At 63.6% G+C, this 11,915-nt stretch carries 11 protein-coding genes and 1 tRNA gene; 4 read left to right on the top strand and 8 right to left on the bottom strand.

The window, feature by feature from the left end; genetic code table 11:
* Nucleotides 1-53 precede the first annotated feature (53 nt).
* Nucleotides 54-293: a hypothetical protein gene (locus tag BM374_RS10250; protein ID WP_092291479.1), complete on the bottom strand. Its 240-nt coding sequence runs from the start codon at nucleotides 291-293 to the stop codon at nucleotides 54-56.
* Nucleotides 294-681: 388 nt separating this feature from the next.
* Between BM374_RS10250 and BM374_RS10255 the strand changes: the two genes are divergently transcribed.
* The 4 genes from BM374_RS10255 to BM374_RS10270 all read left to right on the top strand — a co-directional run bounded on the left by BM374_RS10255 (nucleotide 682) and on the right by BM374_RS10270 (nucleotide 6,016).
* Entirely contained in the window at nucleotides 682-1,857 is a 1,176-nt protein-coding gene (locus BM374_RS10255) for an efflux RND transporter periplasmic adaptor subunit (RefSeq protein WP_092291481.1), read from the top strand.
* Nucleotides 1,854-4,988 carry a multidrug efflux RND transporter permease subunit gene (locus BM374_RS10260; protein WP_092291483.1) on the top strand — a complete coding sequence of 1,045 codons (3,135 nt, stop codon included), beginning with the start codon at nucleotides 1,854-1,856 and terminating at the stop codon, nucleotides 4,986-4,988. The genes BM374_RS10255 and BM374_RS10260 overlap by 4 nt, the downstream gene beginning before the upstream one ends.
* A 63-nt stretch (nucleotides 4,989-5,051) precedes the next feature.
* Nucleotides 5,052-5,609 (top strand): invasion associated locus B family protein, encoded by a 558-nt coding sequence (locus tag BM374_RS10265; RefSeq protein ID WP_177248202.1) that lies wholly within the window; start codon nucleotides 5,052-5,054, stop codon nucleotides 5,607-5,609.
* A 95-nt stretch (nucleotides 5,610-5,704) separates the two neighbouring features.
* Complete coding sequence (locus BM374_RS10270; RefSeq protein ID WP_092291487.1) at nucleotides 5,705-6,016, top strand: hypothetical protein; 312 nt, start codon at nucleotides 5,705-5,707, stop codon at nucleotides 6,014-6,016.
* Between the two features lie 116 nt (nucleotides 6,017-6,132).
* Here the strand turns inward: BM374_RS10270 and BM374_RS10275 are convergent, their stop codons facing one another.
* From BM374_RS10275 to BM374_RS10305, 7 genes are all read right to left on the bottom strand, one after another.
* Nucleotides 6,133-6,774, bottom strand: a complete 642-nt coding sequence (locus BM374_RS10275; RefSeq protein WP_092291489.1) for a glutathione S-transferase family protein — start codon at nucleotides 6,772-6,774, stop codon at nucleotides 6,133-6,135.
* 76 nt (nucleotides 6,775-6,850) lie between these two features.
* Nucleotides 6,851-7,213, bottom strand: coding sequence for a DUF1428 domain-containing protein (locus BM374_RS10280; RefSeq protein WP_092291491.1), 363 nt, complete (start codon nucleotides 7,211-7,213; stop codon nucleotides 6,851-6,853).
* A gap of 155 nt (nucleotides 7,214-7,368) precedes the next feature.
* Nucleotides 7,369-7,442 (bottom strand) — tRNA-Gln (locus BM374_RS10285).
* Nucleotides 7,443-7,639: 197 nt separating this feature from the next.
* Nucleotides 7,640-8,770, bottom strand: a complete 1,131-nt coding sequence (locus tag BM374_RS10290; RefSeq protein ID WP_092291493.1) for an iron-containing alcohol dehydrogenase — start codon at nucleotides 8,768-8,770, stop codon at nucleotides 7,640-7,642.
* Nucleotides 8,771-8,787: 17 nt separating this feature from the next.
* The gene (gene pdxA, locus BM374_RS10295) at nucleotides 8,788-9,816 is read right to left on the bottom strand and encodes a 4-hydroxythreonine-4-phosphate dehydrogenase PdxA (RefSeq protein ID WP_092291495.1); all 1,029 of its coding nucleotides are present in this window, start codon (nucleotides 9,814-9,816) and stop codon (nucleotides 8,788-8,790) included.
* Nucleotides 9,813-10,919 carry a four-carbon acid sugar kinase family protein gene (locus BM374_RS10300; protein WP_092291497.1) on the bottom strand — a complete coding sequence of 369 codons (1,107 nt, stop codon included), beginning with the start codon at nucleotides 10,917-10,919 and terminating at the stop codon, nucleotides 9,813-9,815. Before BM374_RS10300 ends, pdxA begins: the two co-directional genes overlap by 4 nt.
* Nucleotide 10,920: 1 nt before the next feature.
* A complete protein-coding gene (locus BM374_RS10305; protein ID WP_244552568.1) occupies nucleotides 10,921-11,841 on the bottom strand; it encodes a dihydrodipicolinate synthase family protein in 921 nt (306 codons plus the stop codon).
* Between the last annotated feature and the right edge of the window lie 74 nt (nucleotides 11,842-11,915).

Raw genomic sequence — 11,915 nt, forward strand, 5'->3', positions numbered from 1 at the left:
TCGTCTGATGCGCGACGTTGGCGAGCTGCATCCGCATCAATCTCGCGCAGCCGTCAGTCGCTGCTCGGCGGCTTCATCAGCGAGAACAATTCATCCACGGTGCGCTGCGCGGTTGCACGCACCCGATCGGTATCGTCCATGCCGGCAATGTTGACGCCGCCAACGACGGCTTTGATCTCATCGCGAAAGTCGGTGAGGAAGCGCAAGGGATCGCGCTGCTCATTGGCGACGCGCGCGATCAATCCCGTGATCAGAATCTGACACGCGATCAGCTTGCCGTTCAACTCGTCCATTCCGCACTCCTGATATGGCGGCGCTGATATGGACGAGGCTGATTTTGCTGACAACCGAAACGCCGCCCGGGCGGTTTAGAACCATTCTGCCGACGCTGAACCCGCCCACCTCGGGTACCGAGCCGCTCGCTCGCGCGCAGCCTCGACCACGCTGTCCGCGAGCGTTGCCCATCCTTTGCACGCTCCCCGCTCAGACCAGCAAAATGCAGCCTGCACACCGCCGCGTTACCCGCGTGCCTACGGGGTGCAAAGCTTTCCAATTGTTTAGGATTCTCAACGGATAGTGCTGTTTACACTGGAACTTGGCGTGTATTATACAAGCCGTGCTGGAACCCTTTGGTAGCCCCACAATTCGTTGTTTTGGGCATACAAGCCGATACGCTCACATATGAAAAAGTCACGGCCGGTCCTCTGGATTGTCATCATCGCAGCCGTGGCCGGTGGCGGCTATTACGGCTGGAAGCGATTCTCAACATCTGAGGCCGCGAAAACCCAGACTGCGCAGACGGGCGCGCCGCGGGTCGTCGCCGTGCCCGTCAGCATCTCGCCGGTCGAGAAGGCGGACTTCCCGGTCTACCTGACCGGCCTCGGCACCGTGCAGGGCTTCAACACCGTACAAGTTCGGACCCGGGTCGACGGCCAGATCGACAAGATCGCCTTCACCGAAGGCCAGATGGTCAAGCAAGGCGATCTCCTGGTCGAGATCGATCCGCGCCCGTTCCAGGCCGCGCTTGATCAAGCCAAGGCCAAGAAGGCGCAGGACGAGGCCAATCTCGCCAACGCCAATCTCGATCTTCAGCGCTACACCAAACTTGGTGAATTCGCGACGCGGCAGCAGACCGACACGCAGCGCTCCACCGTTGCCCAGCTCACCGCGCAAATCGCCGCCGACGAAGCCGCGATCGCCAACGCCCAGACCCAGCTCGACTACACCCAGGTCAAATCGCCGATCACCGGCGTCGCCGGCCTGCGTCAGGTCGACATCGGCAACATCGTCAACGCCTCGTCCCAGACCGGCGTCGTCACCATTGCGCAGGTCGAGCCGATCACCGTGATCTTCACCGCGCCGGAGGACCAGCTGCCCTATATCAGCGAGGGCCAGAAGTCCGGCGAGCTCAAGGTGATCGCATTCACCACCGACGGCAAGAAGACGCTGGCCGAAGGCAAGCTCGCCGTCATCAACAACCAGGTCGATACGACCAGCGGGACTATCAGGCTCAAGGCGGTGTTCGACAACCGAGAGCACACGCTGTGGCCGGGACAATCGGTGTCGACGCGCCTGCTGGTCCGGACGTTGAAGGATGCGACCATCGTTCCCGATGACGCGGTCCAGCATTCGACCAATGGTCTCTACGCTTATACCGTCAGCCCGGACAACAAGGCCGAAGTGCGCAAGATCAAGGTCAGTTACTCCATCGACGGACGTTCGGTTGTCGAGGAAGGATTGAGCACCGGTCAGCAAGTCATCACCGGCGGTCAGTACAAGGTGCAGCCCGGCAGCCTCGTCTCGACAACCGTGGCGAGTTCGGATCCGGTCCAAAAGAACAAGGTTCAGCAGGAATGACCGAAGGCGGGATTTCGGCACCTTTCATCCGTTATCCCATCGGCACGTCGCTGCTGATGGCCGGCATTCTCTTTGTCGGTCTCGTCGCCTATCCCCTGCTGCCGGTCGCGCCGCTGCCGCAGGTGGACTTCCCGACCATCCAGGTCACGGCCAATCTGCCGGGCGGCAGCCCGGAGACCATGGCATCGTCCGTGGCGCAGCCGCTGGAGCGGCAATTTGCGCAAATACCCGGCATCGCCCAGATGACCTCGACGAGCTATCTGGGCACCGCGTCGGTCACCATCCAGTTCGATCTCAACCGCAGCATCGACGGGGCGGCGAACGACGTACAGGGCGCGATCAACGCTGCCAGCGGCCAGTTGCCGAAGAACCTGCCCTCGCCGCCGACCTATCGCAAGGTCAACCCTGCGGACTCTCCGATTCTGCTTCTGTCCGCCACCTCCGAGACGTTGCCTCTGACCAGCGTCAGCGACGCGGTCGATGCGCAGCTTGCCCAGCAGATCAGTCAGATCTCCGGTGTCGCACAGGTCATTATCGGCGGTCAGCAGAAGCCGGCCATCCGGATCCAGATCGACCCCGCCAAGCTCGTCGCCAAGGGCTTGTCACTGGAGGACGTGCGGAGCCAGATCGGGATCACGACCGTCGATAGCCCCAAGGGCAACATCGACGGCGAGAAGCGCGCTTATACGATCTACGCCAACGACCAACTCACGCAGTCGAAGGACTGGAACGACGTCATCATCGCCTATCGCAACGGCGGTCCACTGCGCATCCGCGACGTCGGCCAGGCCGTCACAGGCCCCGAGGACGCCAAACAGGCGGCCTGGGCGAATGGCAAACGCGGCGTCTTCCTGGTAGTGTTCAAGCAGCCCGGCGCGAACGTCATCGAAACCGTAGACAAGATCAAGGCGACCTTGCCCCGCCTCGTGGCGGCGATCCCGCCGGCGATCAAGATCGAGCTGATGAGCGACCGAACCCAGACCATTCGGGCCGCGGTCGAGGACGTCCAGTTCACGCTGCTCCTGACCATCTTCCTGGTGGTCATGGTCATCTTCATCTTCCTGCGCAGCTTCTGGGCGACGGTCATTCCGACGATTACAGTGCCTCTCGCCCTGCTCGGCGCCTGCTCGCTCATGTGGGTGTTCGGCTACACCCTGGATAACCTCTCCCTGATGGCGCTGACGATCGCGGTCGGCTTCGTGGTCGACGACGCCATCGTCATGCTCGAGAACATCTCCCGCTACGTCGAGGAAGGTGAAGCGCCGATGGCAGCCGCCTTCAGAGGCGCGAAGGAAATCGGTTTCACCATTGTTTCGATCAGTATCTCGCTGGTCGCGGTGCTGATCCCGCTGCTGCTGATGGGTGGCATCATCGGCCGTCTGTTCCGCGAGTTCGCCGTCGTGCTGGCGATGACGATCTTCGTCTCAATGATCGTCTCGCTGACGCTCACCCCGATGATGGCGTCGCGCTTCCTGCGCGCCCATGGAGAGGTCCGGCACGGCCGCTTCTATCAGTGGAGCGAACGCGCCTTTGACGCGATGCTGCGCGGCTATGAGCACATCCTCGATATCGCCCTGAGCTGGAAGCGCACGACGCTCCTCATTTTCTTCGCAACCCTTGCGCTGTCGGTCTACCTCTTCGTCTTGATCCCGAAAGGCTTCTTCCCGCAGCAGGACAACGGCCTGATCACCGCGACCTCAGAAGCCTCGCAGGACATTTCCTTCGCAGCCATGAAGGACCGGCAGGAATCGCTCGCCAAGATCATACAGGCAGATCCTGCCGTCGCGAGCGTCGCCATGGCAATCGGCGGCAGCGGGCGGGCCGGCAACAACGGCAATCTGTTCATCACGTTGAAGCCCCGCAATGACCGCGACGCTTCGGCGCAGCAGGTGATCGGACGCCTCCGCCCCAAGTTGGAAAAGGTGCCGGGCGCCCGACTTTACATGCAGGCGGCCCAGGACGTCCGGCTCGGCGGCCGACCGACGCGCACGCAGTTCGAGTTCACGCTGCAGGATGCCGACCTGTCTGAGCTCAACGAGTGGGCGCCGAAAATTCTCGCCAAGATGCAGACGCTGCCGGAGCTGCGCGACGTCGCGACCGACCAGCAGACCCAGGGCACCACGGTCCAGCTCAAGATCAACCGCGACACCGCCTCGCGCTACGGCATCCAGCCGCAGCTGATCGACGACACGCTGTACGACGCGTTCGGCCAGCGGCAGGTGACGCAGTATTTCACACAGCTCAACACCTACAAGGTGATCCTGGAAATCCTGCCGGAGATGCAAGGCAATCTGGATTCGCTGAACAAGCTCTATCTGAAATCGCCGCTGACCGGCGACCAGGTGCCGCTGTCGACGTTTGCGACCTGGACCACCGATCCGGTCCGCCCGCTCTCGATCAGCCACCAGGGTCAGTTCCCGGCGATCACGATCAGCTTCAACCTGGCCCCGGACACCGCGCTCGGCCAGGCGACGCAGGCGGTGCAGAAGGCGATGGCAGATCTCGGTGCGCCGGCAACTCTCAATTCGAGTTTCCAGGGCACCGCGCAGGCATTCCAGCAATCGCTCGGCACCGTGCCGCTCCTGATCCTGGCGGCACTGGTCGTCGTCTATCTGATCCTCGGCATCCTCTACGAGAGCTACATCCATCCGATCACGATTCTGTCGACCCTGCCCTCGGCCGGCGTCGGCGCGCTGGCGATCTTGATGGCCGCCGGATTCGATTTCAGCCTGATCGCGTTGATCGGCATCATCCTGCTGATCGGCATCGTGAAGAAGAACGGCATCATGATGGTCGACTTCGCCATTGCCGCCGAGCGCGACGAGCGCAAGACACCGGAGGAATCGATCCGCCAGGCCGCGCTGCTTCGCTTCCGCCCGATCATGATGACGACGATGGCAGCATTGCTCGGCGGCGTGCCGCTGATGCTCGGCCACGGCACCGGCGCCGAGATCCGTCAGCCGCTCGGCTACGCCATGGTCGGTGGCCTGATCGTCAGCCAGGCGCTGACGCTGTTCACCACCCCGGTGGTCTATCTCTATCTGGACAAGTTCTCGAACCTGTTCAAGAACCAGGCACGCGCCGACGAGGAGCACGAGGCGCGCGACACCGTCAAGCAGGCCGCCGAGTAAGCTTGCGTCGCGGCTACTGCGACGCTACAGCGAGACCACGGTTCACGCCAACGCGGTCTCGCCATGCCCATGCAATCCAGACTTGTCGCTCTTGCCGCCGCTGCCCTGATGTCGACCGGCGTCGCCTATGCCCAGCAAGGCGCCAAGAAGAACGCACCTCCTCAGCCCGCGCCCGCACCGACCCAGCCGCAAGCCGACGGCGCCCCGGCACAGCAGCCGGGCTGGATCGCGCGCTGCACCAGCGCGAGCCGCGACGCACAGCTCGAATGCGCGATCGAGCAGAATGCCGTCCTGACCAAGACCGGCCAGACCATCGTCCTCATCAACATCCGCGTTGCCGCCGACACCCGCACGCCGATCGCGCTGCTGCAGCTGCCGCTTGGCCTTAACCTGCCGGTTGGCGCCAAGCTCCAGGTCGACGAGGGCAAGACGATCGATCTCCAGATCCAGACCTGCGAGAACCGCGGCTGCTACGCCTCGACGCCGATCGCATCGGATCTGCTGGCTGCCTTGCGCTCAGGCAAGCAGTTGAAGGTCTCTTTCCAAAACATGGCGAAGGAAACGATCGCGATCCCGATGCCGCTTGGCGATTTCGCTTCAGCCTACGACAAGATCAAGTAACTCCGCAGGCGCAGACGGCTCGCATCCGATGGCTCTCCGAGCCCCGCGCGCCGGTCTATTCTGCTGGCGGCGGGGGCAGATATCGGCGGTGAAACATGACGCGCGAGAAGTCAGATCTCAATCGGCTCTGCCTCCTGGTCGGCATGTTCGGGATGATCGGCGCCGCCGCGAGCGCGCAGCCCCAGTTGCAGCCACCCGCTGCACCGACCGCGGAGCCCACGGTCCATGATGCGAGGGTGCGGCCTCGCAACGACCAGACCGACGGCAAGTTTACGCAGACGCCTTCTGCCGGCGCGCCCTCGCCCATGCCAGACGTGAAACGCATTCGCACGACGCACGAACGCATCACGGACGGCTCCGCTCCTCCCGCGGTCGCACCGCTGCAGCCGCCTGCAGCCAAGCCGTAGTGACCAGCCTACGCGTCACGCTTACTGCCGCGCCATCTGCGCGTTGCCGACGGTCTCGCCAGTGAACTTTCGCAACTGCTCAACCAAGCGCTTGGCCACTCGAAATAAAGTGCGTGCTACAATCCTGGTGATCTCGCTGCCCAAGCCTTGGTGGCCTGGCAGCTCTCCATCGCGCGAGCATAGGCAGCTCGCGCTGTCGTGCGGACGAGATAGTCCCGCTCCACAGGCCCGGGAACGTAGTTGCCGGTTCGCAGGCCGAGCAGCAGGGCGTAGCTCACCGAGATATCGGCAGCCGTGAATCGCTCGCCGGCGAGATAAGGGCAATCCGCAAGGCGGCGGATGACCAGACCCAGCCGGCTCTGGAAGGTCTCGCCTGCCCAACGGGTCACCCGCGCACCGCGCTCGGCTTCGGGCGCGAGTTGGCGGCCGACCAAAACGGCGTTCATCGGCCCGGCGAGCCCGGCCTCGCCCAAGTGGAGGAATTGCAGATAGGACGCGAAGGCGGGATTATCAGGGGCGACACCAAGCGAACCCGAACCGTAGCGGGCGAGCAGATACTCGAGAATAGCGATCGACTCGACCATGATCGTGTCGCCGTCCTGCAGTGCGGGAATGAATCCGGCGGGGTTGATTGCGAGGAAATCGCGATCCGTCTCGACGGCAAGCAGATCGACCGGGCGCAGCCGATAAGCCACTCCCAATTCCTCGAGCAGCCAAACAACGCGAAAGCCGCGACCTTCGCCATAGACAGTGAGCATCGTTAAGCACTCCTCGATTGGGCCAGATGCAGCAGCTCGGAACTGAACCAGTCGCGCAGGCGGACAAGGCGAGCGCTCAGCGGACCATCTCCTGCGCCCGCAGCAGCGTCGTGAACCCGCCATAGATCATGCGCTTGCCGTCGAACGGCATGTCGGAGCCCTTGAGCCTGGGATCAGCCATCACCTTGGCGTTAACAGCATCGCGGCTCTCCCGATCGCGGTAGACGATCCAGGAAAACACCACGACCTCCTCCTCCGTGGCCATCACTGCGCGCGGAAAAGACGTGAGCTGGCCATAGGGAACGTCATCGCCGATGCATTCGACATAATCGAGCGCGCCATGCTCCATCCACACCGCACAGGCCGTTCGCGCCAGCCGCTTGTAAGCCTCGATCTTGTCCTTCGGCACGGCGAGCACGAAACCATCGACATAGGGCATTTTGGATCTCCTTGGGTTGCGTGTCCCAAGGACGATCCGAAGCGCGCCGATCCGACCAGTGATGGATGAGGCAAACCGTCGCGAGGAACGGCCGGTCAAACCGCCGTGGCCATTCCCCGGGAAACGCCTGATAGCCTCTCAAGAGGGCCTGGAATTGGCTGGGGAACCTGGATTCGAACCAAGACAAACAGAGTCAGAGTCTGTTGTGCTACCGTTACACCATTCCCCAACGGAATAGTCGAACAAATTCAGTATCTTACTGACTTGTCCAACTTTGGCCGGAAGCGCTGATAGCGCAAATCACGGCTGGCGTGCAGCCTTCTACCTGCTCGTCCCCGGGCTGGCAAGCGCTGCCGTGGATGGACCACAGCCTAGTCCGTCTTGATATTTGTGGCTTTCAGTTTGCCGCGTGCGCGGCGCAGATGGCTAGGAGGCGACCTCGTACATGCTCAGGATCGCATCCCGGCTCAGATCGCGCGGGTTGTTGTCGAGCAGGCGCCTGATTGCGTGCGCCTCGTCGGCCATCACGCCCAGATCATTTTTGGGGACGCCGAGCGCCGACAGCCGCATCTCGACGCCGAGATTCTTGCAGAACGTGTAGGTCGCGTCGAACGCATGCTTCGGATCATTTTTCTCCGGCAGACCGAGCGCGCCGAGCACGGCGATAGTCTTTGCCTCGACCGCCGGCATGTTGAAGGCCAGCGTGTGTGGGAAGATCATCGCGCAGGCGAGACCGTGGGCGATGTGATGACGTGTACCGAGCGGATAGGCCACGGCGTGACCGGCGGTGGTGTTTACCGGCCCGAGGCAATAGCCCCCATAGAGCGAAGCCAGCGAAAGGCCAGCGCGGGCCTCGCGATCACCGCCGTCGGCCACCGCGCGCTCGAGATACGTCCCGACAAGCCGCGCGCCTTCGAGCGCATAGAGGTCGATCGTCGGGTGCGCCTTGCGGCTGGTATAGGCCTCGACGCAATGCGCCAGCGCATCGACGCCGGTGGCGGCCGTGATCTCTTTTGGTACGGTCATCGTCAGATCAGGATCGACGATGGCGATATCGGCCAGCATGAAGCGGCTCTGAACCGCCTGCTTGTTCTGGCTGACGGGATCGGTGACGAGCGCACGGGTGCCGGCCTCGCTGCCGGTGCCTGACGTCGTCGGTATCTGCATCAGCGCGACGCTGCGACCGGTCACCTTCTCCGGCCCGACGATCTCGGCGAAGGGCACGTCATTCGTGCACATCACCGCGACCAGCTTGGCCAGATCCATCGCGCTGCCGCCGCCGAAGCCGACGACGAGATCGGGCTTGGCCTCCTTCGCCATCGCTACCGCCTTCTCCAGATTGGGCAGGTCCGGCTCCGGCTTGACCTCGCCGAACACCTTCACTGCGCCAGGCAGTGCCAACGTATCGACACGGCGCGCATTGAAGGGATCGGAAATCACCAGCGGCCGCTTGGCACCGATCCGCCCGGCAAAGCGGGCCGCGGCCGTGATCGTGCCGTTGCCGAACTCCAGAATGGTCGGGCGAAGGATTTCGATGGGCGTGAAAGCGTTGGTCATCTCGGGCTCGATCTCGTTTACTTGGAAGAGCCAGCGGCGAGCCGCTCGGCATAGTCGATGGCCTCGATCAGGCTGTGCTCGTTGGCGATGCCCTTGCCGGCGATGTCGAAGGCGGTGCCATGATCGACCGAGGTACGGATGATCGGCAGGCCCAGCGTGATGTTGACCCCGGAGAGCTCCTGCCAGCGACCCGTGGCCGGATCGACCTGGAAGCCGAGCAGCTTGACCGGGATGTGCCCCTGGTCGTGATACATCGCGACCGCTGCGTCGAACTGACCGGCCCGTAGCTTGACGAAGATGGTGTCGCCCGGCACGGGGCCGACGACGTCGATTCCGTCGGCGACAGCCTTGGCAATTGTCGGCGCGGAGACGTCCATGTCCTGCCGACCGAACAGGCCGCCCTCGCCGGCATGCGGGTTGAGCGCGGCGATGGCGATCTTGGGCTTTGCGATGCCGAGCCGGCGCAGCGCATCATTGGTGAGGTCGATCACCATGCGCAGCCGCTCGGGCGTCAGACGCTTCGGCACATCCTCCAGCGCGACATGGGTCGAGACATGGCTGACGCGCATGTTGCCATGGGCGAGCAGCATCACCGAGCCGCGCACGCCGGTAAGATGCGCCAGCATCTCGGTATGCCCCGGGAAGTGGTAGCCGGCCTTGTTGAGCGCTTCCTTGTTGAGCGGCGCGGTGACGATCGCCGCCGTGCGGCCGGCCTGGGTCAGGCGCACGCCTTGCTCGATCGCCTTGTAGGCAAAGCGGCCGCCATCGGCGCTGAGCACGCCCGGCTTGATCAGATCGCCTTCGGCGTCGGCCTGCAGGTAACAGAGATTGGGCCAATCGCGATCATCGGCGGTCACTTGCGGGATCGCAATGTCGACGCCGAGCGCAGTCTTGGCGCCGTCCAACGCCGCGCCGCTGCCGATGATCAGGAGACGCAGATCGCCAACCGCGATGCGCTCCTTGAGGCCGACACAGGCCTTGACGATGATCTCCGGCCCGATCCCCGCGGGATCGCCCATGGTGATGGCAAGATGACGAGAGGTCATGTCGGACTCCCCACAATGAGCAAATGATTGTCCCGGAGCAGATCGCGCCACAGCTCGCGCGCGCCGAACGCTCCGGATTTCGAGACGACGTCGACACCGGCCCAGCGGCCGTCTTGCAATACTGAACGTGGCAGTCCGGGCACGATGCGTCCTGTGACCTGAAGCGCATGCGCGCCGACGGCAAGACATACGGCTTTCAGCGTCTCCCCGCCAGAGACGATCAAGGTTCCGGGCGGATCGAGCGTAGCGATTAGCGTCGTCAGTTCGTGCGCGATCCGTCGCGCCGCCTCGGCGCGCGAGAGGCCATCGGCAAGCGCAAACTTCACCAGGGCCACACCGTCGTCTGCGAGCTTTTGCCGAACGCCGGCGCCGCCCTCGCCTTCAGCCAACACGACGGTGGCATCACCACATGCCGCGAGCTGGGACGCCGTTGTCGCCTGGTCAGAACCGAACAAGCCCAATACCGGTCGCTTCAGAACCGACGGCGTAGCGGATCCATGATTGCGCGCGAGCGCGCCGGCCAATCCGCCGCTGCCACACCAGAGCACAGGCTCCGGCATGCGGCGTGCCATCTCGACGACGCGGTCGAGATCAAGGTCGCTCTCGGCATCGAACACCTGAACGCCGCCTTGCGGCACCGTCTCGGCGTTACCCCGCTGCGCAGCGATGCCCTCCTGCTTCAATTGGTCCAGCAGATTGTCGCCGACGCGATGCCAGTCGCCTTGCGCTGCGCGCGCATATTGCTGGCTTTCGATGGTGCGGCGCCCTTGATAGTCGAACGCAGGCGCGACGACGCACGACGCCCAATGCCCGATGCTCAAGCAGGCGCCGAGCTCGGCCGCCCAGGCGCCGCGGAGCAGACTGTCGACTTTCTTGTAGGCGATCTCTCCGTCGCGAAGCAGCGGCGCCAGCCGGCCGACGATCTCGACACTTTCGGTCCTTGAACGTTCCCTTGTGCCGCTGTCGATGGCGAGGCTCGACGAGGCGGAAGCTGCGGGCGCATCAGCCCAGATGACGTCAAACGGTCCGCACAAGCCGACGAACTCCGCCGCGGTGTCCAGTGCACCGGTGAGGTCATCGGCCAGTATGCGAACGCACGTCATCCTAAGCGGCCGTTGCAAATGCGGCGGCACTCGCGAGCAGCTCTTTCAGTTGAGCCGCCGGCAAAGTCTCAAGCGGCGGCCGCAGACGCTGCCAGCCGGCATGACCGGTGCGGTCAGCCATCAGCGCCTTCAGAGACGGCATCTGCGCGAAGCGCGAGACCAGTTCACGCGCCTTGACGATACGCGCCTGCGCAGCCGCAAGCTTTGCGTCGTTGTCAATGTCGCGGAAATGCTTGAAGACATAGGCAAGATCGCGCGCGACGAGGTTCGAGGTCGCGGTGATGCAGCCGGCACCACCCTTGCGCAGCAGCGGCAGCAGCAGCGGATCGGCGCCGGTCAACACTGAGAAGCCCGGGAACTTCTCGACCATCGCCGTCATGTTGGCGAAGTCGCCCGAGGAATCCTTGATGCCGACGATGGTGGACGGATAGGCCTTTCGCAGCCGCTCGATCAGCGCATGCGAGATCGGCTGCATCGACATCTGCGGGATGTGATAGAGCACGATCTTGAGCCTGGCATCGCCGATGCGCTGGATGATTTCGCTGTAGGCAGCATAGACGCCGTCATCGCTGACGTTCTTGTAGTAGAACGGCGGCAGCATCACCACGGTCTCGACGCCGAGCGACAACGCGTGGCGCGTCAACGCAACGGTCTCCGTGAACGCGACGACGCCAGTGCCCGGCAGCAGCTGGTTCGGCTTGATGCCGCCGGCGATCACGGCCTCGATCAGCGCGGTGCGTTCGGCAACCGAGAAGGAGTTCGCCTCCCCCGTGGTGCCGAGCATCGCGATGCCGTCGCAGCCTTCGTCCAGCAGGTGACGGCAATGCGCAAGGAAGCGCGCGTGATCGGGCGCGAGCTCGGCGTCGAGCGGGGTCAATGCGGCCGAGAACACACCATGAGGGTGCAGCGGTGATGTCGACAAAGCTTCCTCCGATCGCCAGATCGATATTGTTCGGAATGCGAACATTTGTTATAGTCTGCTTCGTTGGTAAGAGC

It is taken from the genome of Bradyrhizobium sp. Ghvi (assembly GCF_900115265.1).
GTDB lineage: Bacteria > Pseudomonadota > Alphaproteobacteria > Rhizobiales > Xanthobacteraceae > Bradyrhizobium.

Excerpts from the sequence above, each read along its gene's own strand:
- BM374_RS10250 (WP_092291479.1), bottom strand. The coding sequence starts at position 293 with ATGGACGAGTTGAACGGCAAGCTGATCGCGTGTCAGATTCTGATCACG.
- BM374_RS10255 (WP_092291481.1), top strand. The coding sequence starts at position 682 with ATGAAAAAGTCACGGCCGGTCCTCTGGATTGTCATCATCGCAGCCGTG.
- BM374_RS10260 (WP_092291483.1), top strand. The coding sequence starts at position 1,854 with ATGACCGAAGGCGGGATTTCGGCACCTTTCATCCGTTATCCCATCGGC.
- BM374_RS10265 (WP_177248202.1), top strand. The coding sequence starts at position 5,052 with ATGCCCATGCAATCCAGACTTGTCGCTCTTGCCGCCGCTGCCCTGATG.
- BM374_RS10270 (WP_092291487.1), top strand. The coding sequence starts at position 5,705 with ATGACGCGCGAGAAGTCAGATCTCAATCGGCTCTGCCTCCTGGTCGGC.
- BM374_RS10275 (WP_092291489.1), bottom strand. The coding sequence starts at position 6,774 with ATGCTCACTGTCTATGGCGAAGGTCGCGGCTTTCGCGTTGTTTGGCTG.
- BM374_RS10280 (WP_092291491.1), bottom strand. The coding sequence starts at position 7,213 with ATGCCCTATGTCGATGGTTTCGTGCTCGCCGTGCCGAAGGACAAGATC.
- BM374_RS10290 (WP_092291493.1), bottom strand. The coding sequence starts at position 8,770 with ATGACCAACGCTTTCACGCCCATCGAAATCCTTCGCCCGACCATTCTG.
- pdxA (WP_092291495.1), bottom strand. The coding sequence starts at position 9,816 with ATGACCTCTCGTCATCTTGCCATCACCATGGGCGATCCCGCGGGGATC.
- BM374_RS10300 (WP_092291497.1), bottom strand. The coding sequence starts at position 10,919 with ATGACGTGCGTTCGCATACTGGCCGATGACCTCACCGGTGCACTGGAC.